15 protein-coding genes are annotated in these 19422 nt (G+C 69.5%); 6 read left to right on the top strand and 9 right to left on the bottom strand.

Annotation, left to right across the window (positions count from 1 at the left end; genetic code table 11):
• Window positions 1-6 precede the first annotated feature (6 nt).
• The gene (locus tag ASE14_RS06090; protein WP_056652319.1) at window positions 7-1215 is read right to left on the bottom strand and encodes a metallophosphoesterase family protein; all 1209 of its coding nucleotides are present in this window, start codon (window positions 1213-1215) and stop codon (window positions 7-9) included.
• A gap of 183 nt (window positions 1216-1398) precedes the next feature.
• On the opposite strand from ASE14_RS06090, the gene ASE14_RS06085 reads away from it, so the two are divergent.
• Window positions 1399-2457, top strand: coding sequence for a LacI family DNA-binding transcriptional regulator (locus ASE14_RS06085; RefSeq protein WP_082600247.1), 1059 nt, complete (start codon window positions 1399-1401; stop codon window positions 2455-2457).
• A gap of 17 nt (window positions 2458-2474) precedes the next feature.
• Here ASE14_RS06085 and ASE14_RS06080 read toward each other — a convergent pair whose 3' ends face one another.
• Both ASE14_RS06080 and ASE14_RS06075 read right to left on the bottom strand, forming a co-directional pair.
• Window positions 2475-3893, bottom strand: a complete 1419-nt coding sequence (locus tag ASE14_RS06080) for a hypothetical protein (protein ID WP_056652318.1) — start codon at window positions 3891-3893, stop codon at window positions 2475-2477.
• Entirely contained in the window at window positions 3890-6034 is a 2145-nt protein-coding gene (locus ASE14_RS06075; RefSeq protein ID WP_056652315.1) for an alpha-galactosidase, read from the bottom strand. Before ASE14_RS06075 ends, ASE14_RS06080 begins: the two co-directional genes overlap by 4 nt.
• Before the next feature lie 107 nt (window positions 6035-6141).
• On the opposite strand from ASE14_RS06075, the gene ASE14_RS06070 reads away from it, so the two are divergent.
• Genes ASE14_RS06070 through ASE14_RS06055 form a run of 4 tightly spaced genes read left to right on the top strand, consistent with a single transcriptional unit; the run spans window position 6142 to window position 11088 of the window.
• A complete protein-coding gene (locus ASE14_RS06070; protein WP_162257710.1) occupies window positions 6142-7491 on the top strand; it encodes a sugar ABC transporter substrate-binding protein in 1350 nt (449 codons plus the stop codon).
• A 56-nt stretch (window positions 7492-7547) separates the two neighbouring features.
• Window positions 7548-8489 carry a carbohydrate ABC transporter permease gene (locus ASE14_RS06065; protein WP_200953286.1) on the top strand — a complete coding sequence of 314 codons (942 nt, stop codon included), beginning with the start codon at window positions 7548-7550 and terminating at the stop codon, window positions 8487-8489.
• Window positions 8486-9331, top strand: coding sequence for a carbohydrate ABC transporter permease (locus ASE14_RS06060; protein WP_056652309.1), 846 nt, complete (start codon window positions 8486-8488; stop codon window positions 9329-9331). The genes ASE14_RS06065 and ASE14_RS06060 overlap by 4 nt, the downstream gene beginning before the upstream one ends.
• Before the next feature lie 11 nt (window positions 9332-9342).
• On the top strand, window positions 9343-11088 hold the full coding sequence (locus ASE14_RS06055) for a glycoside hydrolase family 36 protein (RefSeq protein ID WP_056652306.1): 1746 nt from the start codon (window positions 9343-9345) through the stop codon (window positions 11086-11088).
• 116 nt (window positions 11089-11204) lie between these two features.
• Here ASE14_RS06055 and hpaD read toward each other — a convergent pair whose 3' ends face one another.
• The 6 genes from hpaD to hpaH all read right to left on the bottom strand — a co-directional run bounded on the left by hpaD (window position 11205) and on the right by hpaH (window position 17832).
• A complete protein-coding gene (gene hpaD, locus ASE14_RS06050; RefSeq protein ID WP_200953285.1) occupies window positions 11205-12347 on the bottom strand; it encodes a 3,4-dihydroxyphenylacetate 2,3-dioxygenase in 1143 nt (380 codons plus the stop codon).
• A 44-nt stretch (window positions 12348-12391) separates the two neighbouring features.
• Complete coding sequence (hpaE, locus tag ASE14_RS06045) at window positions 12392-13888, bottom strand: 5-carboxymethyl-2-hydroxymuconate semialdehyde dehydrogenase (RefSeq protein ID WP_056652303.1); 1497 nt, start codon at window positions 13886-13888, stop codon at window positions 12392-12394.
• Between the two features lie 81 nt (window positions 13889-13969).
• Window positions 13970-14677: a GntR family transcriptional regulator gene (locus ASE14_RS06040; protein WP_056652300.1), complete on the bottom strand. Its 708-nt coding sequence runs from the start codon at window positions 14675-14677 to the stop codon at window positions 13970-13972.
• On the bottom strand, window positions 14677-16179 hold the full coding sequence (locus tag ASE14_RS06035) for a fumarylacetoacetate hydrolase family protein (protein ID WP_056652295.1): 1503 nt from the start codon (window positions 16177-16179) through the stop codon (window positions 14677-14679). The genes ASE14_RS06040 and ASE14_RS06035 overlap by 1 nt, the downstream gene beginning before the upstream one ends.
• A 76-nt stretch (window positions 16180-16255) precedes the next feature.
• Entirely contained in the window at window positions 16256-17062 is an 807-nt protein-coding gene (locus ASE14_RS06030; protein ID WP_157372838.1) for an aldolase/citrate lyase family protein, read from the bottom strand.
• On the bottom strand, window positions 17047-17832 hold the full coding sequence (gene hpaH, locus ASE14_RS06025) for a 2-oxo-hept-4-ene-1,7-dioate hydratase (RefSeq protein ID WP_056655883.1): 786 nt from the start codon (window positions 17830-17832) through the stop codon (window positions 17047-17049). The genes ASE14_RS06030 and hpaH overlap by 16 nt, the downstream gene beginning before the upstream one ends.
• A 178-nt stretch (window positions 17833-18010) precedes the next feature.
• Between hpaH and ASE14_RS06020 the strand changes: the two genes are divergently transcribed.
• Complete coding sequence (locus ASE14_RS06020) at window positions 18011-19399, top strand: MFS transporter (protein WP_056652292.1); 1389 nt, start codon at window positions 18011-18013, stop codon at window positions 19397-19399.
• Window positions 19400-19422 lie beyond the last annotated feature (23 nt).

The following is a 19422-nucleotide window of genomic DNA, read 5'->3' as shown; positions in this document are numbered from 1 at the left end:
CGAACGTCAGATCGCCGCCTGCTTGGGCGCGAGCGGCGTCGGCTCCATCGGCTGGTCGTCCGCGGTGAGGTCGATCCCGTAGTCGCGGGCGTAGACGACGCGTGTGGCGATGTCGACGTCGTCGCCCGACTGGGTGAGCTCGAAGACGCGACCGCCGCGCATGCGGTTGCGTTCCGCACCGGGCAGCCCGTAAGCGCCGAAGCCGGTGCCGGGAGCGTAGCCGAGCAGCACGCCGTAGTAGTTGCCCACGTAGTCGTTGACGTGGTCGTGGCCGACGAAGACGCCCTTGATGTCGCCGCGCTCGAGGATCGCGTTGTACATGCCCGAGTTGAAGGGGCCGGGGCACTCGTCCTCGTTGCGCTCGCCGACGATGCCATGACGGGTGCGTCCGCGCGCGGCATCCGCTTCGGTGCGGGTGTCGACGCCGCCCCACCACATGAATCGGTGCTCCCAGAGCGCGATGTGGATGAACATGAGGCCGGGGACCTTGCGCTTGGACTTCTGCTCGAGGCGCTGCGACTCCTCGCGGTACCACGACACCTGGTCCATGCGCAGCCAGTCCCACGCGGGGTACCCGGCGAAGTCCTGCCCGTCGATGGCGCCGGGCGCGTAGCGGCCGGAGTCGAGGAGCCAGAGGCTGAAGGCCGTGTCGTTGCCGCGGCCCGCCGCGCGGATCGGCACGACGGTGTTGCCGGTGCCCGTGACGCCCGCGATGTTCTCGGCGTTCATGTTGAAGTCGTAGCTGCGGTAGAAGTCGAGCATCATCGCCTCGTCGACCCCCGACTGCGGCAGCGAGTCCTCGTCGTGGTTGCCATAGGTGACGGCCCACGGGATGCCGCGGCTCTCCATCGGCCAGACGACGTTGTTGATCGCCTGCTTCACGGCGAGGCGCGTCTCGCAGCCACCCGTGATGACGTCACCGTTGATGAGCACGAAGTCGGGCGTCTCGGCGTCGAGGGTCTTCTCGATGAGTTCGACGGTGCGCCGGTCGGTCAGCTCGTCGTCCTGGGTGTCGTTGAACTGCACGACCTTGAAGGTGCCGTCGTCGCGGAACCGCAGCTTCGGCGCCTTGGCGTGCGGGCTGCCGGCGGCGCCGCGCTGTTCGGCATCGCCGGATTCGGCATGCGCGGCCGTCGGGAGCGCGGCGGCGCCGAGCACGCCGAGGCCTCCGGCGGTGAGGATGGTCCGGCGGCTGAGGGGCGTCTTGCCTGGCATCGATCGTTCTCCTGTTCGTCGGGCGGCGTGCGGTCGGGCGCGCCGCCACCGACGGTAGGGACGACGGATGACCCGCGGACGTCGGGAAGGTGAACGCCGTGCGATGCCGTGCCATCGAGGCGGAGCGCTCCGAAGCGCCCGCGGAACGGTGCGGGAGGCGGAGTATCCGCAAGAATGGATCGCATGGGAGATCCGACTGCAGATGAGACGCCGAAGGTCGGCGCCGTTCGTCGAACCCGGTCGCCGGCCGGAACGGTGCGCCTCGCCGAGGTCGCTGCGATCGCCGGCGTCAGCGAGGCGACCGTGAGCCGCGTGCTCAACCGCAAGTACGGCGTCTCGGCGAGCACCCGAGAGCAGGTGGAACGCGCACTGGCGAAGATCGGCTACGAGCGCCCGGTCAAGGGCGAGATCGTGCTGCTGCTCATCCCGGCGCTCAAGGACGCGATCTTCGCCGCGATGTGCACTGCGGTCGAGAGCGAATTGAGCCCGCACGGACTGCGAGCCGTGATCTGCCCGGTCGTGCCGGGCTCGGTCGTCGAACGCGACTACATCGAGGTCATGCTCGACGCCGGGATCGCCGCGGCGGTGTTCCTGTCCTCGAGCAACACGCTCCGCAACGCCGATCCGGTCGCCCGGCAGCTGCTCGAGTCACGCGGCATCCCGTACATGAGCGTCAACGGCGCGTTCGCGAACTCCCGCACCCCCGTCGTCTCCACCGACGACTGGCAGGCCGCCGAGATCGCGGTGTCGCACCTGTACGACCTCGGTCACCGGCGCATCGGGATGTGCGCGGGGCCGGTCGGCAACACTCCGGCCGATCGACGCGTCGAGGGCTTCCTGGAGGCGATGGACGCGCGGGGGCTGAGTGACGCGGAAGACCTCGTCGTGCGACACCACTTCAGCGTCGACGGCGGACGCCACGCCGCCGACGAACTCCTGCCGCTCGGGGTCACGGCGATCGTCGCGTCGAGCGACGACATGGCGCTCGGCGCCATCAGGGCCGCCACCCGGCGCGGCCTCGAGGTGCCGAAGGACCTCTCGGTCATCGGCTACAACGACTCCTACCTGCTCGACTTCACGGATCCGCCGCTCACGACCGTGCGGCAGCCGGTCGAGAGCCTCGCCGAGAGCTGCGTTCGGACCCTCGTCACCATGATCCAGAACCGCGCGGTGCAGGCGACCGAGGCGCTCATCGACCCCGAGCTGCGGCTGCGGCAGTCGACCGGGCCGGCTCCGATCTGACCTCGCTCGCCCCCGAGTCAGAGGGGGATCGTGCGGCGCTCGCCGGGCCCGACACGGTGGGCGTCCTCGGAGCGCGGCGGGCCGAGGTGCGGATCGTGGAACCGGTCGTCGCGGGCGACGACCGGCGTCCACTCGAGCTCGCGCGAGGTGAGGTTCTCGAGCCACAGCTCGTCGTCGAGCTGCACGCCGACGCTGATGCCTCCGTCGCCGAAGGGGACGTCGAATGCGGCGAGGCGGCCGACGCCGCGCGGCAGCGCGTGCCGGGTCGTCACCGCCGAGGCGGCCGCGTCCGGCTCGAGGCCCAGGAACCCTGCGACGATCTGCGCGATGAGGGTGAACGACACTTCCGGGTAGTCGCCGTTCGCTCCCTGCGCGGCGACCTCGTGCTGCTCGGCGCGCGCGTCGTACACGGTGCGCATCCACTCGTACGCGGTGTCGGGGCGTCCGTGCCGCAGGAACACCTCGGGCACGTAGCTGAGGGCCTCCACGTTGCGCGGCGCGGTGGCGTCGAGACGGCACGTGCGATCGATGTGTTCGAGCACCGCGGCGCGGTTCGGGTGGTCGGTGTCGACGAGACCCTTGAGGGGTGGGAACCAGTTCGCCTCCTTCAGCCATTCTCTCACCGGGTTCCCTTCGGCATCCCGAGCGGAGACCAGTTCACCGGCTGATCGATCCGCAGGGCCCCACTCGGCGGCGAAGACCGCGGCGAGTCGCTCGGCGGCCACTGCGAACCGGCCGGCCGCTTCATGCTCGCCGAGGGCTGCCTCGAGGCCCGCGGCGTGGCGGTTGGCCGCGTACTGGGCCGCGAACGCATCGCCGGCTTCCAATAGTGCTCCAGCGGGCCGCTCGTTGTAGCTCGCTGCGCCGTCGAAGATGCCGGGACCGTCGGCTTCCGCCACGCCGTTCGGGAGGACCCGGTCGTGGGCTGCGACGAAGTCGGTCAGGGTGCGTCGCCAGTACCCGTGATGCTCGAGGAGCGAGCGGTCGCCCGTCCAGCGGTAGAGCACGTGCACGAGTTCGACGAGCTCGAACACGGCGGGCAGCTCCCGCACGAAGTGATCGGGGCCGTGGTAGTCGATGGCGAGCGGGGTGACCCGGTCGAAGTTCAGCGCCCACACCGGCCAACCGCCGTGCTCGGGGGTCGCAGTGCGGACGAAGCTCTCGAGCATGGAGGCGTTGTGCCGGGCCAGCCCGAGCAGCTGCGCACCGACCGCCTGATGCGCGAAGTCGCGGAGGTAGTAGCCGCTGCGGAACTTGTAGCCGGCGTGGTAACTCTCCCGGTAGTCGGCCGTGCGGTACGGGCCGGGGTCGGCTTCGGACACGTCGAGCGGCCCGCGTCGACCATCGGGGACGACGAAACCGGCGGCCGTCCGCACGGCCCAGCCGAACATCTCGGCGAGCATCGCGTCGTCGGTCTCGATGCGGAGCCCGGTCATCGGGCGACCAGTTCGATCAGGCCGGCCTCCTGGGGGCGGAGGATCGGCATCGGCAGCCCCACCTCGGCGAGGACGGCGCCGGGCCAGACGCCCGCCTCCGTCCACCAGGCCGGCTGCCGCCGGGTCGACGTCGGGTCGGCGGCCACGTCGGGTCGCACACGGGCCACGCGATAGCTCGCCGCGGGGTCGAGCCCGGCGAGCCGGAGTGCGGGTCCGGGCAGGTGGGCGGGGGAGTCGATCGTCGCGATCGTCGCGATCGCATGCCGACGGTCGGCGGAGACGACGGTCTGGGCGATGATCGCCGGCTCGCTCTCGAGACGGTGCAGCCTGCCGCGTTCGATGAGCGGGCGCAGGCGCACGAACTCGGAGATCCACCCGGCCAGTGCGGCACGCTCGTGGACGGTCGCATCGCGCAGGTCCCACTCGATGCCGAAACTGCCGATCATGGCGGTGATCGCGCGGAAGTCGATCGAGCTGGAACGACCGGTCACATGGGCGGTCGCAGCGCCCACGTGCGCTCCCAGCAGCTCGGGCGGCATCAGGAGGCTCGTCCAGCGCTGGATGCGCTGGCGCTCGAGCGGGTCGTTCGAGTCGCTCGTCCAGAACCGGTCGGTGCGTTCGGCGATGCCGAGGTCGATGCGGCCGCCGCCGGCCGAGCACGATTCGATCTCGAGCCAGGGGCAGGCCGCGCGGATCTCGTCGATGAGGGTGTAGACCGCCTGCGTCTGGCGATGCACGCCGGCCCGGCCCGTCACGCGGTCGACGGGTTCGACGAGGTCGCGATTGTGATCCCACTTGATGTAGTCGACGCGGTGCTCGGAGACGAGCTCCACGATGCGATCGCGCAAGTGGGCGCGCGCGTCGGGGTGACCGACGTTGAGCACCAGTTGCTGCCTGGCGAGCGGGGCGTCCCGGTGCTGAGGCGCGAGGATCCAATCGGGGTGGGCGCGGGCGAGCTCTGAATCGGGGTTGACCATCTCAGGCTCGAACCAGATGCCGAACTGCATGCCGTGTTCGCGGACGCGATCGACGAGCGGTGCGAGTCCGTGCGGCCACACCTCGGGGTCGACGACCCAGTCGCCGAGCCCGGCGCGGTCGTGCCGGCGGCCGAGGAACCAGCCGTCGTCGAGCACGAACCGTTCGACGCCGACCTCGGCCGCGAGTTCGGCGAGTTCGTGGAGCGGTTCGAGCGTGTGGTCGAAGTACACCGCCTCCCAGGTGTTCAGCGTCACCGGCCGGCCGACGACGGGATGCGTCGGCCGAGCGCGCAGCGCCTCGTGGATGCGAGCGGATGCATCGTCGAGGCCGTCGCCGTAGGCGGCGTACAGCCAGGGCATCTCGTACTCCTCGCCGGGATCGAGCTCGACCTCGCCCGGCAGCAGCAGCTCGCCGCCGCCGAGGGCGGTGCGTCCGCCGTTCGTGCGGTGCGCCCACAGGCGCTGGTTGCCCGACCAGCCGAGGTGCACCGCCCAGACCTCACCGCTGCCGAAGTCGAAGCCGTCGGTCCCGGCGACGAGCAGGGTCGCCGCGTCCGGCCCGGGGCGTCCGCGGCGCTGCTCGCGCAGGTGGGTGCCGTCGGTGATCGTCGTGCGCTGCGGGCGGCGTTCGCCGTTGTGCCGGCCCGAGAAGTCGAGCAGTTCCGCCGTGCGGCCGGGCACCGGGAGGGCGAGGTCGAGCCCGTCGAGCCGGTACCGCTCCTCACCGTCATTGCGGACGGCGGCATGCAGGCGCAGGAGGCCGGAGCGGAGCAGCTCGAACTCCAAGCGGACAGCGAGCCGATTCGAGGCATCCGTCGCGGTGGCGACGAGCCGCTGCGCGATCGTCGCCGAATCGACCGGCTCGAGGTCGGCGACCACGGCATCGAAGTCGGGGAACCCTGCACTCCCGTTGCGATCGCCGGTGAGTCCGGGCGGGCCCATCCACGCCTGCTTCGGCTCGGGCAGTACTCCGACCGCGAGCGGCTGATCCGGTTCGCTCGTCACGCGAGTGCCGTGCGCGTGCTCGGCGACGCGGGCGAGGGCGCTCTCGTCGAGCGGTCCGAGGTCGCGTCCCCAGTGGCAGATCACCGGCAGGGTGGTGCCGGATGCCTCGATGACGACGCTCACGCCTCCCGCGCGCAGATGGAACACCGATTGAGCCATAATCGCCTCCGTTGCAAGTTTGCAGACTCTTGCTGCATATATACACGCAATATGTTACTGTCGCCGAGTCGCCGATGACGCGACTCACCGAGAAAGGACTGCGAACAATGAGGTTCACGTTGAACAAGCGATCACGCGGGGTGGCGGTCACAGCAGCCGCCATCGCGAGCGTTGCTGCACTCGTCGGATGCTCGGCCTCCTCCGCCGACAACGGCGCGACTGATGGTGACGTGTCGGGCAAGATCACGATCTGGACGTGGGATGCTCCGGGTGACGGGCTCAAGGCGGCGATCCCCGCCTTCCAGGAGCTCTACCCCGATGTCGAGATCGACGTGCAGGACGTCGGCAACCCGGCGATCTGGGAGAAGATCACGACCGGCATGGCCGCCGGAGGCTCCGGCCTGCCCGACGTGCTGAACATCGGTATCGACTACATGGGCAACTACGTCGAGAAGTTCCCCGGCGAGCTCGTGGACCTGCGCGACTTCGGCGCAGACAAGCTCGCCGACGAGTTCCCGTCGGGAGCGTGGAAGAGCGGCTCGGGCGCTGACGGTGCCGTCTACGGCATCCCGTACGAGGTCAACGCCACCGGCTTCTTCTATCGCACCGACATCTTCGAACAGGCCGGCGTCGACATCGACTCGATCGAGACGTGGGACCAGCTGCTCGAGGCGGGCGTCACGATCAAGGAGAAGACGGGCGTCAACCTCTACAACCAGGACAAGGCGGCGACAGCGGCCGATTCCGCCGGACTCTGGCAGCTCCTCACAGCATTGCAGGGCTCGTTCTACTTCGATGAGAAGGGCGAGATCACGATGAACGACGAGGCGGGCGTGCACGCCCTCGAGCTCATCAAGAAGGCGAACGACCTCGGCATCGTCGGTGACGAGCAGGGCAGCTGGGACACGCTGCTCGCGTCGCTCCGCGGCGAGACCGATGTCGCGATCATGCCTTCCGGCGGCTGGATGGCCGGTGTCATGGAGAACGAGGCGCCCGATATGGCTGGAAACTGGGGCGTTCGCCTCCCACCGGCCGTCGAGGCCGGCGGCATCACCGCGGCGGTGAACGGCGGCACGTACCTCTCGATCCCGACCGAGAGCAAGAACCAGCGCACGGCGTGGGAGTTCGTGAACTTCGCGCTCGGCACGCTCGAGGGCCAGAAGGTCGTCTACGACGGCGGAGGCATGTTCCCCGGCTACAAGCCGATGCTCGAATCCGAGGGCTTCGCCGAACCGAGCGAGTACTTCAACGGGCAGTCGCCGAATGCGATCTTCATCGCCGAGCTGGCGCAGGACACCCCCGTGGTCAACTTCACGAGCGACTACGCACGGGCGTTGAAGGCCCTCACCGACGCGCAGACGCGCGTGCTGCTCTCGGGGGCCGATCCCCAGGACGCGCTGGATGAGGCCGCCGAACAGGTGGCGCAGCAGACGAACCGCAAGCTCGCGTCCGACTGACCGGCCGGGTGCGCCGGTGCGACCCGCCGGCGCACCCCCTGACGAAGCGACCCAACGTGAACGCACTCCTCGAGACCATCGACGAACGACCGGCGACCGACCGCCGCCGTCCGCCGTCGCGCCGCCGCCGATCATCGATCGGCCATCCCCGGCTCACGCCGTACCTGTTCCTGCTGCCCACGATCCTGTTGTTCCTGGCCTTCAAGCTCTATCCGTACCTCTCCGCATTCTGGGTGAGCCTGACGCAGAACGTCGGCGGCGTCACCGCCTTCGTCGGCCTCGACAACTACATCCGCCTCGCGCAGGACCCTCTGTTCTACACCGCGCTCGGAAACACGGTCCTCATCCTCGTCGTGCAGGTGCCGCTCATGCTCGCCCTCGGCATCGTGCTGTCGGTCGCGTTCAATTCGATGCTGCTCAAGTGGCGGGCCTTCTGGCGCACCACGTACTTCGTGCCGATCGTCATGGGCCTCGTCGCCTACGGCATCCTCTTCAGGGCGTTGTTCGATTCGGGCGACGGCATCGTGAACGAGATGCTCGGCGTGATCGGCATCGGTCCGATCCCATGGCTCGTCGACCCGTTCTGGGCGAAGATCTCGATCGTGCTCGCGATGACCTGGCACTACACGGGACAGAACGCGATCATCTACCTCGCGCAGTTGCAGTCGATCCCGGGCGAACTCTACGAAGCCGCCCAGGTCGACGGCGCCAACGGGTGGCAGCGGTTCTGGAACATCACGATGCCCGGGCTGAAACCCGCCCTGCTGCTCACCGTGATCCTCTCGACCATCGGCACGCTCCAGCTCTTCGACGAGCCGTACGTGCTGACGAACGGCGGACCCGACAACGCGACGCTGACGATCGGCATGTACCTCTACCAGAACGGGTTCCGGTACTTCGACTTCGGCTACGCCTCGGCGATCGGCTATGCCCTCACGCTCATCATCGCCGTGATCTCGCTCATCCAGTTCCGCCTCTTCAAGGAGAAGACCCGATGACCGACGCACTGGTCGGAGTCCGCGGCCGACGCACCAGATCACTCGTACTGACGACGGTGATCGCAGCGGGAAGCATCGTGATGATCCTGCCGTTCTACTGGCTCATCATCGCGACGACCTATCCCTCGAGCGAGATCTTCTCCTCGCCGCCGAACCTGCTGCCCGGCCCCGCGTTCTTCGACAACCTCTCGGGCCTGTTGACCGAGACCCTGTTCGGCCGGGCGATCGGGAACTCGGTGCTCGTCGCATCCGTGTACACCGTGTTGGGCCTCGTCGTCTGCACCGCAGCAGGCTATGCGTTCGCGAAGTTCGAGTTCCGTGGGCGCGGCGTGCTGTTCGGCGCCGTGCTCGTCACCCTCGCGCTGCCCTCGCAGGTGACGCTCGTGCCCCTGTTCCAGATCATGGTGACCCTCGGCTGGCTCGACACCTATCAGGCCCTCATCCTGCCGAGCCTCGCGATGCCGTTCGGCATCTTCCTCATGCGCCAGACGATGCTGGCCGTACCCGATGAGCTGCTCCAGGCCGCTCGGGTCGACGGGGCGGGGGAGTTCCGGGTGTTCAGCCGGATCGTGCTGCCCACGGTACGTCCTGCGATCGCGGCCCTCGCGATCTTCCTGTTCCTCGGCCAGTGGAACGAGTTCGTCTACCCGCTCGTCGTGCTGCGCACGCCAGAGTCGTTCACCATCCCCGTCTCGCTCGCCTCGTTGCAGGGCATCGGTACCACGGACTACGGGCAGCTGATGACGGGAACCCTCCTGTCGGTGCTGCCGATCCTGGTGCTGTTCCTGTTCCTGCAGCGTCATTTCGTCGCCGGCATCCTCGCCGGCGCAGTCAAGCAATAGGAGTCCTGCACGTGCTACTTGAAGACCACCACCTCTCGCTCATCGAGTGGACCGAGCTCCCCAGAGGCATCCGCCTCGGCACCGGGGGCGCAGTCCGGGTGTCCGAGCTGGGCGAGGGCGGCGGGCTCGTCCGGATCCGCCTCGCGGTGCAGGGTGAGGGCCAGGTCGTGCTCGAACTGCCCTTGGGCAACGCCGCCGGGTACTGGAATCCGGGTCTCTCGAGCGATCGCGGCCTCCCCGCCGACTGGAAGGGGCGTGACCGCTTCAGCGCGGTGAGGTCCGCCCCGATCGGAGCGCTCTACGACGCCGACGGCGCGAGCCGGCTCGCCTTCGGCTTCGACTGCCTCGTGCACGAGGGCGAGCTGCAGTACGGCGTCTCCGAGGAGGAGAAGACCTTCGTCGTGCGCCTGCCGATCGAGGGGCGGCTCGCCGAACTCGAGTCCGGACTCGATCTCGTGATCGTCGGCGAGACGATGCCGTACGCTCGCGCGGTCCGCGCGGTCTCCGAGGCCGTGCGTGCCGAGCTGCCCGTGCGGCCTGCGTCGACGGCGTCGCGCGAGCCGGTGTACTCGACCTGGTACGCCTACTCGCAGCGCATCTCCGAGCAGCTCATCGAGTCCGACGTCGCCGTCGCGGCCGAACTCGGCTGCCGCTCGGTCTTCGTCGACGACGGTTGGCAGCGATTCGGCGACGGTCGTTGGTACGCGGGCTGCGGGGACTGGGTGCCGGATCAGGCCAAGTTCCCCGACCTCGCCGCACTCTCGGGCCGGCTTCATGCGCAGGGCCTCGACGTCGTGCTGTGGATCGCGCCGCTCCTGCTCGGCGAGCAGAGCGAGGCGTTCGAGCGCCTGCGCCGCTTCGCCACGCACTACTCCGAAGGCCTGCGGGCCTGGGTGCTCGACCCGAGACATCCCGAAGTGCGCGCGCACCTCGTCGAGACCTGCGCTCGGCTGATGCGCGACTACGACCTCGACGGGCTCAAGATCGACTTCCTGAACAACGCCATGGTGTACGCGGGCGAACCGTCGACCGGCGACGTCGTCGACGTGGGCGAGGCGATGACCGTGCTGCTCAGCGGTGTCGCCGATGCCGTGGACCTCGAGCGTCCCGGCGCGTTGATCGAGTTCCGCCAGCCGTACGTCTCGCCGGCCGTCGCGTCGTTCGCCGATGTGGTGCGGGCCGATGATTGCCCGGCTGATGCGGTCCAGAACCGTCGGTCGATCCTCGACCTGCGCCTGCTGGCGAGCGGGCAGATCGTGCACGCCGACCCCATCATGTGGGACCCCACGGCGACGCCCGCCGCTGCCGCGCGGCAGCTGTTCGGCGCCTTCTTCGGAGTTCCGCAGATCTCGATGCCGCTCGCGCAGCTTCCGGCGGCGCATCGTGCAGAGGTCGCTGCCGTGCTCGGGGTCTGGCGCGAGCTCAGCGGGGTGCTGCTCGACGGCGAGATCACGGCGGGCCTGCCCGTCGACGGTTACCCGTCGGCGGCCGCGCGACTCGGCGACACCCTCGTCGTCGCGGCGTACGGCGGCAGCGTCGTCGGCCTCGAGCTCGACGGGGTGCGCCGACTCTTCGTCCTGAACGCGTCGGGCTCGGGGCAGCTCGCCTACCGGTGCAGCACGCCGTCGCCGTCGGCGGCCTCGCTCTCGATCGTCACGGGCGATGCGATCGGCGGAGCGCCGATCCGGGTGGAGCTGACGGCGCGGGGCTTCCTGCCGATCCCGCCGTGGTCGATCGCGGAGCTCACGATCGCCTGAGGCGGCTCCGAGCCCCCGGATCCCTGCAGCGCTCAGGGGGCCCGGAACACGCGAACGCCGCCCTGCGCCCGGAGATCCGGGCGCAGGGCGGCGTCGTCGACTGCCGTGCTGAGCGACTACAGCGTGTTGCCGAGCTTGAAGCCCTGCTCCTCATCGCCCTTGCGCGTGTACGAGAAGCCGTCGGCGCCGATCGTGACGTCCATCTCGGAGTCGTCGATGCGCGAGACGAGCTCCTTCGGGTTGCCGTCGAGGTCGAGCACCAGCGAGGCATCCGTGTACCAGCTCGGCACGACGGGGTTGCCCCACCAGTCGCGGCGCTGGTTGTCGTGCACGTCCCACGTGACGACGGGGTTGTCGGGGTCGCCCGTGTAGTAGTCCTGCGTGTAGATCTCGACGCGGTGGCCGTCGGGGTCGCGCAGGTACAGGTAGAAGGCGTTCGAGACGCCGTGGCGGCCCGGGCCGCGCTCGATCGCGTCGGAGCGGCGGAGCGCGCCGAGCTTGTCGCAGATCGCGATGATGTTGTGCTTCTCGTGCGTGGCGAATGCGACGTGGTGCATGCGCGGGCCGTCGCCACCGGTCATGGCGGTGTCGTGCACGGTGGGCTTGCGGCGCATCCACGCGGCGTAGGTGGTGCCGGCCTCGTCCTGGATGTCCTCCGTGACGCGGAAGCCGAGGTCCTCCATGTAGGCGACCGCGCGGGGCACGTCGGGGGTGACCTGGTTGAAGTGGTCGAGGCGCACGAGCGCGCCCGGCGTGTAGAGGTCGTAGCGCCACGCGAGCCGCTCGACGTGCTCGACGTCGTAGAAGAACTCGTAGGGGAAGCCCAGCGGGTCCTCGACGCGCACCGAGTCGCCGATGCCCTTGGTCCAGCCCTCCGAGCGGCGCTCGACGCGGCAGCCGAGCTCCTCGTAGAAGGCGACGGCCTTGTCGAGTTCTTCTGGGCTGCGCACGCGGTAGCTGAACGCGGCGACCGCGGCGACGGGGCCCTTGCGCAGCACGAGGTTGTGGTGGATGAACTCCTCGAAGGAGCGGAGGTAGACGGTGTTCTCGTCCTCCTCGGTCACGACGAGGTCGAGCACGTCGACGTAGAACTTGCGGCTGGCCTCGAGGTCGGTGACGACGAGCTCCATGTACGCGCAGCGCAGGATGTCGGGCGCGGGCGCCTTCGGCGTCGGGATGCGGTTCACCGGCGCGGGCACCGGGTCGGCAGCGGTCACGACGGGCTCCGGTGCGTCTGGGGTGATGATGGGTTCGTTCATGGTGGTGCTTTCTCTTCTCTGAGCGGATGTCGCGGGGGTCGCCGCTATTTGTTGGTGCCGAAGCGCGGCGAGTGCGCCTCGTTGAGGGTGATGTGCACGGCCTGCTGGTCGGTGTAGAAGTCGATCGAGCGGTAGCCGCCCTCGTGCCCGAGGCCCGACGCCTTGACGCCGCCGAAGGGGGTGCGGAGGTCGCGCACGTTGTTCGAGTTCAGCCACACCATGCCGGCCTCGACCGACTGGGCGAAGTTGTGGGCGCGCTTGAGGTTGTTGGTCCAGATGTAGGCGGCGAGCCCGTAGCGCGTGTTGTTCGCGAGCTCGAGCGCCTCCTCGTCGGTGTCGAACGGCGTGATCGCGACGACGGGTCCGAAGATCTCCTCCTGGAAGATGCGGGCGTCGGGCGAGACATCCGCGAACACCGTGGGGGCCACGTAGTTGCCGGTCTCCAAGCCCTCGGGGCGGCCGCCGCCGGCGACGAGGCGGCCCTCGGTCTTGCCGATCTCGACGTAGGACATGACCTTCTCGTAGTGCTCGGGGTGCACGAGCGCCCCGACCTCGGTCTTCGGGTCGTGCGGGTCGCCGACCACGATGTTCTTCGCGCGCTCGGCGTAGCGGGCGACGAAGTCGTCGTAGATCGGGCGCTCGACGAGCACGCGGGAGCCGGCGGTGCAGCGCTCGCCGTTCAGCGAGAAGACGCCGAAGACGGTCGCGTCGAGCGCGGAGTCGAGGTCGGCGTCGGCGAAGACGACGGCGGGCGACTTGCCGCCGAGCTCCATCGAGAGGCCCTTCAGGAACGGCGCGGCGTTGCCGAAGATGATCTGGCCGGTGCGGCTCTCGCCGGTGAAGGAGATGAGGGGCACGTCGGGGTGCTTGACGAGCGCGTCGCCGGCCTCTTCGCCGAGTCCGTTGACGAGGTTGAAGACGCCGTCGGGCACGCCGGCCTCGCGGAAGATCTCGGCCCAGAGCGACGCCGACAGGGGCGTGAACTCGGCGGGCTTCAGCACGACGGTGTTGCCGGTCGCGAGCGCGGGGGCGAGCTTCCACGACTCGAGCATGAAGGGCGTGTTCCACGGCGTGATGAGCCCGGCGACGCCGATCGGCTTGCGGTTCACGTAGTTCACCTGACGACCGGGCACCTTGTAGGTGTCGTCGCGCTGGGCGACGATGAGGTCGGCGAAGAACCGGAAGTTCTCGGCGGCGCGCTGCGCCTGGCCGAGGGCCTGCGTGATCGGCAGGCCGGTGTCGAAGGTCTCGAGTTCGGCGAGCCGGGCGTCGCGCGCCTCGATGAGGTCGGCGATGCGGTGCAGCACGCGCGAGCGCTGGCGGGGGAGCATGCGGGGCCAGGGGCCGTCGTCGAACGCGCGCTTCGCTGCGGCGACGGCGAGGTCGATGTCGGCCTGCTGGCCCGCGGCGGCCTGCACGTACGTCTCGTTCGACACGGGGTCGAGCACGTCGAACGTCTCGCCGCCGACGGAGTCGACGAACTCGCCGTCGATGAAGTGGCGGATGCGGTCGGGCAGGTCCTCGGGGATGTAGTGCGTCATGCGGTCTTCCTTCGGTCGGTGCGGGTCGGACCGTTCAGGTCCCGGGTCGTGGATGTCGGTGCGAGGCGGACAGGAGTCGGCTCAGCCGAGCGGCGCCTCCGCGGCCTCCGCTGCGGGGTGCGATTGCCGTGATTGGTAGGCGAGCACCGCGTCGAGCGTCGCGGTGCGGTGGCGACGAGCGGTGAGCTCGACCTCGAGGGCGTCGCCGCCCTGCTCGATGAGCTGCAGGATGCGCTCGTGCTCCTCGACCGACTCGTGCGCGCGCCCGGGCACGAAGCTGAACGAGGAGTCGCGCAGCACCGTCATGCGGTTCCAGCCGCGGTGCACGAGGTCGAGGATGTGCGGGTTCGGGCATTCCTCGAAGAGCACCGAGTGGAACTCGAGGTTGAGCTCGGTGAAGCGGTGCGGTTCGAAGTCGTCGAGGGTGCGCCGCATCCGTTCGTTGACCTCGCGGGCCCGACGGATGTGGTCGGGGGAGATGAACGGTGCAGAGAGCGCCGTCGCCGCGCCCTCGACGAGCGCGAGCGTCTCCATCGTGTGCAGGTACTCGGTCTCCTTCACGAGGGCGACCTGCGCGCCGACGTTGCGCTCGAAGGTGACGAGTCCCTCGGCCTCGAGCAGTCGGATCGCCTCGCGCACCGGCACCACGGAGACGTCGAGTTCGCGCGCGATAGCGCCGAGCACGAGTCGATAGCCCGGCACGTAGCGGCCGTCGTCGATGCGCGTGCGGATGAAGCGGTACGCCTGCTGCGACTTGCTCTCTGTCGAACGCTCGGTCTGCGGGGTCATCACGCCCCCTGTGCGGCGCGATACCGCGCGAGCCACTCGGCGTTCATGGGGAAGAGCCCGTCGACGGATGCCCCGGCCGCGACCTGCTCGGCCACGTACGCGTCCTGCCGCTCCTGTTCGAGCGCTTCGGCCAGCACCTCCTCGACGAGCTGCGGCGGGATGACGATGACGCCGTCGCCGTCGCCGACGATGACGTCGCCGGGCTGCACTGCTGCACCGCCGCAGGCGATCGTGACGTCGACCTCCCAGGGCACGTGACGCCGGCCGAGCACGGAGGGGTGCGCGCCCTGCGAGAAGACGGGGATCTCGAATCCGGCGACCGCGTCGAAGTCGCGGACGCCGCCGTCGGTGACGATGCCGACGGCGCCGCGCACCTGGGCGCGGAGGGCCAGCACGTCGCCCACGGTGCCGGTGCCGCGCTCGCCGCGGGCCTCGACGACGAGCACCTCACCGGGTGCCACCGTGTCGAAGGCGAGCTTCTGCGCGTTGAAGCCGCCGCCGTGGCTCTGGAAGAGGTCGGGGCGGAAGGGGATGAACCGGAGCGTCTTCGCGCGGCCGACGATGCGGTCGCCGGGGTGGTTGGCGGCGACGCCCTCGATGAAGATGTCGTGGTAGCCGCGCTTGCGGAGCGCGACCGAGAGCGTCGCGACGGCGACGCGGCCGAAGTCGGCGCGCAGCTCGTCGGTGAGCTCGAATGCGGGGCTCGAGGCATCCGCTGCGGTGGTCGAGGCGGGTGCCGATGCGCGGCCGACGGCGACGGCAGCGGCGAGCTCCTCGTCGCTGCCCCATGCCTCGACGCGCTGGAGGTCGTCGGTTGCGGGCTTCGTACCGAAGTCGCCGAACTCGGCGGTGCCCTGGGTGATCGTCGTGACGAGCCGTCCGGTGCTCGGCGCGCCGGGGGCGCCCGGGGCGTCGACCTCGACCTCGACGACATCGCCGGGCAGCACGACCGAGGAGCCGGCGGGCGTGCCCGTGAGGATCACATCGCCGGTCTCGAGGGTCATCAGCTGGGAGAGGTCGGCGACGAGCCGGCCGAACGGGAAGAGCAGGGTGTCGGAGGTGTCCTCCTGCACGAGGCGCCCGTTCACCCAGGTGCGAACGCGCCAGTCGCCCTCGCCGATGCCAGCTGCGGGGATCGCGGCCGGACCGAGCGGGGTGAAGCCGTCGCCGCCCTTCGAACGCACGTTGGAGCCCTTGTCCGCGGCGCGCAGGTCGTAGAGGCCGAAGTCGTTGGCCGCGGTGACGGATGCCACGTGCTTCCAGCCGTCGGCAGGGGAGACGCGCCGGGCGGGCTCGCCGATGACGATCGCGATCTCGCCCTCGAAGGCGAGCAGCTCGGTGCCCGTGGGGCGTTCGAGCGTTGCGCCGGTCGGGGCGAGCGAGGAGGCGGGCTTCAGGAAGTAGCTCGGCTGGGCGGGCGTGCGACCGCGCTGCGCTGCCCTCGACGGGTAGTTGAGGTGCACGGCGATGATCTTGCCGGGGGTGGGGATGCCGTCGGTCATTGACGTCCTCGTCTCTAGATATCTGAAATGATATACGATCTGGCGCGAGCTGTCGAGCGGTGCTCGCGCCGGATCGTCAGTAGCTCGCGCGGGTCGAACCATCCGCCGGGATGAACCGATCGGCGAGCGCCTCGGAGGCGCGGGCGACGATCGCGACATCCGCGCCGACGGAGACGAACGACGCGCCGGCAGCGAGGTAGCGCTCCGCGTCGGCGGGCACGAAGGCGTTGACGCCGACGGGCTTGCCCGCCGCGACTCCCGCGCGGATCGACCGCAGCACGCCCTCGACGACGTCGGGGTGCGACTGCTGGCCGAGCAGCCCCATCGAGGCCGCGAGGTCGGCGGGGCCGATGAACAGGGCGTCGACGCCGTCGACCGCGGCGATCTCCTCGACGGCCGCGACGGCGGTCGCCGACTCGATCTGCACGGTGAGGCTGATCGTCGACGCGGCGTCGTGCAGGTACCGGTCGACCCGGTTCCAGCGCGACGACCGGGCGAGGGCGGCGCCGACGCCGCGTACGCCGTCGGCGGGGTAGCGCACCGCGCGCGCGAGCTCGGCGGCCTGCGCGGCCGAGTCGACCATCGGCACGAGCAGGTTCTGCACACCGAGGTCGAGGTACTGCTTGATCAGCACGGTGTCGCCGATCGGCGGGCGCACGACGGGCGCGACCGGGTAGGCCGACACGGCGTAGAGCTGCGCGAGGATCGACTCGAGGCCGTTGGGGGAGTGCTCGGCGTCGATGAGCACCCAGTCGAGGCCGCTGCCTGCGGCGAGCTCGGCCATGATCGGGCTGCCCGAGCACACCCACATGCCCACGAGCGGGCGATCGGATGCCGCGACGCGGGCCGTGAGGGTCGCGGGGAGGTTCATTCGAATCGGCATGTCACGGCTCCCAGCTGTCCGTAGTCGGCGTGCACGGTGTCGCCGCGCTCGACCCACATGGGCCGGGTGAACGATCCGGCGAGGATGATCTCGCCGGCCTCGAGCGACTGGTCGTGCTGGGCGAGCTTGTTCGCGAGCCAGGCGACGCCCATGGCGGGGTGGCCGAGCACCGCGGCGGCGACGCCCGACTCCTCGATCGTCTGGTTGCGGTACAGCAGGGCGGAGATCCAGCGGAGGTCCACGTCGTCGACCTTCACGGGCCGGCCGCCGACCACCATGGCGCCCATCGCGGCGTTGTCCGAGATGGTGTCGACGATCGTGCGGCCCTGCATCTCGATGTGCGAGTTCAGGATCTCGAGCGCCGGCACGACGTAGGCGGTGGCGTCGAGCACGTCGAAGATCGTGACATCCGGGCCCTGCAAGGGCTTGGCGAGCACGAAGGCGAGCTCGACCTCGATGCGCACGTTCGAGAAGCGGTCGAACTCGACGGATGCCCCGGACTCGACGACCATGTCGTCGAAGATGACACCATAGTCGGGCTCGGTGATACCGGTGGCCACCTGCATGACCTTCGAGGTGAGGCCGATCTTGCGGCCCACGAGGCGTGCGCCGTCGGCCTGGCGTCGCTTCGCCCAGACGCTCTGCACGGCGTAGGCGTCGTCGACGGTCATGCCGGGGTTCCTGGCGGTGAGGAGCGGCACGGTGCTTCGATCGTGGTGAGCCGCGACGAGTTCGTCGGCGATCTCTTCGATCCGGGTCTGGTCCAGCAACATGTGCTCCACTTCGTCATCGAGGGGGTTCCGAGGTGATCGTATACGACGGTCCGCGGTCGGGGGCGTCGCCGAGTCTTCTTCGTATTTCAAATCGTATATTATGACCGGATAGCTCGTCTCGGGCTCGACGACGAGCTGCCCCTGACCGCGGATACGACAGAGGAGTCGCCCCCGCATGACCACGACATCCGCCCCCGCCCCCGCCCCCGCCCAGAGCAAGGCGAGACGACGGGAACTCCGCCGCGTCGCCTTCGCCACCGTGATCGGCACCACCATCGAGTGGTACGACTTCTTCCTGTATGCGAGCGCCGCCGGCCTCGTCTTCCAGGTGCTCTTCTTCGCACCCGCCGGCCCCGAGTTCGCCACGATCCTGTCGTTCGCGACGATCGGCGTGAGCTTCCTGTTCCGGCCGCTCGGCGCGTTCCTCGCCGGACACTTCGGAGACAAGATCGGCCGCAAGGCGATGCTCGTCGTGACGCTCGTGCTCATGGGTGCTGCGACGACCCTCATCGGCGTGCTGCCCACCTACGAGCAGGTCGGCATCCTCGCGCCGCTCCTCCTCGTGCTCCTGCGCATCCTGCAGGGCCTCTCGACGGGCGGCGAGTGGGGCGGCGCCGTGCTCATGGCGGTCGAGCACGCGCCCGACGGCAAGCGCGGCCGCTACGGCGCCTTCCCGCAGATCGGCGTGCCGATCGGACTCCTCCTCGCCTCGGGCGTGCTCGCCCTCATGACGGGTGTCATCTCGCCCGGCGAAGCGTTCCTCGAGTGGGGCTGGCGCATCCCGTTCCTGCTGAGCTTCGTGCTCATCATCGTCGGCATGATCGTGCGCCGGTCCGTGGACGAGAGCCCCGTCTTCACCGAGATCGCCGCCCGCAAGGAGCAGACGAAGACGCCCATCGCCCAGCTCTTCAAGCGGCACTGGCTGCTCGTGCTCCTCGCCGCGCTCACCTTCGCCGGCAACAACGCCGCGGGCTACATGACGACCGGCGGCTACATCCAGAACTACGCCACCACGCCGATCGCCGACGGCGGCCTCGTCGGCATGGAGCGCACCCCCGTGCTGCTCGCGGTCGCAGGGTCCGCCGTCGTCTGGTTGATCGTCACGTGGATCGCCGGCTCGGTCTCCGACCGGATCGGCCGCCGCAACACGTACATCATCGGCTGGATCGCCTTCCTCGCCACGGTCTTCCTGCTGTTCCCTCTCGTGAACACCGGCAACGTCTGGCTGCTCTTCGCCGGGCTCGCGCTCTTCACGATCGGCAACGGCTTCACCTACGGGCAGCAGGCCGCGTACTTCACCGAGCTGTTCCCTGCGTCGATCCGCTACTCGGGCGTCTCCATCACCTACGCTCTCGGCGCGATCCTCGGCGGCGCCTTCGCTCCGATGATCTCGGCGGCGCTCGTGCAGGCCACCGGCACCGCGACCTCCGTCGCGTTCTACATCGCGGGCATCATGGTCGTCGCCTTCATCGCGACCCTGCTGCTGAAGGACCGCACGGGCATCCCGCTCGGCCCCGACCACGAGGCGGAGCAGTCGGCGAGCGCCATCTACGGCGTGAAGTAGCCGTTCCGAAGACACGGATGCCC

Source organism: Agromyces sp. Root81 (assembly GCF_001429165.1).
In the GTDB taxonomy this organism is placed as follows: Bacteria; Actinomycetota; Actinomycetes; order Actinomycetales; family Microbacteriaceae; genus Agromyces.
The sequence above is the reverse complement of the archived record's forward strand: the minus strand, read 5'-3'. Positions and strand labels throughout refer to the sequence as shown.

Excerpts from the sequence above, each read along its gene's own strand:
- ASE14_RS06090 (WP_056652319.1), bottom strand. The coding sequence starts at position 1,215 with ATGCCAGGCAAGACGCCCCTCAGCCGCCGGACCATCCTCACCGCCGGA.
- ASE14_RS06085 (WP_082600247.1), top strand. The coding sequence starts at position 1,399 with ATGGGAGATCCGACTGCAGATGAGACGCCGAAGGTCGGCGCCGTTCGT.
- ASE14_RS06080 (WP_056652318.1), bottom strand. The coding sequence starts at position 3,893 with ATGACCGGGCTCCGCATCGAGACCGACGACGCGATGCTCGCCGAGATG.
- ASE14_RS06075 (WP_056652315.1), bottom strand. The coding sequence starts at position 6,034 with ATGGCTCAATCGGTGTTCCATCTGCGCGCGGGAGGCGTGAGCGTCGTC.
- ASE14_RS06070 (WP_162257710.1), top strand. The coding sequence starts at position 6,142 with ATGAGGTTCACGTTGAACAAGCGATCACGCGGGGTGGCGGTCACAGCA.
- ASE14_RS06060 (WP_056652309.1), top strand. The coding sequence starts at position 8,486 with ATGACCGACGCACTGGTCGGAGTCCGCGGCCGACGCACCAGATCACTC.
- hpaD (WP_200953285.1), bottom strand. The coding sequence starts at position 12,347 with ATGAACGAACCCATCATCACCCCAGACGCACCGGAGCCCGTCGTGACC.
- hpaE (WP_056652303.1), bottom strand. The coding sequence starts at position 13,888 with ATGACGCACTACATCCCCGAGGACCTGCCCGACCGCATCCGCCACTTC.
- ASE14_RS06040 (WP_056652300.1), bottom strand. The coding sequence starts at position 14,677 with ATGACCCCGCAGACCGAGCGTTCGACAGAGAGCAAGTCGCAGCAGGCG.
- ASE14_RS06035 (WP_056652295.1), bottom strand. The coding sequence starts at position 16,179 with ATGACCGACGGCATCCCCACCCCCGGCAAGATCATCGCCGTGCACCTC.
- ASE14_RS06030 (WP_157372838.1), bottom strand. The coding sequence starts at position 17,062 with ATGCCGATTCGAATGAACCTCCCCGCGACCCTCACGGCCCGCGTCGCG.
- ASE14_RS06020 (WP_056652292.1), top strand. The coding sequence starts at position 18,011 with ATGACCACGACATCCGCCCCCGCCCCCGCCCCCGCCCAGAGCAAGGCG.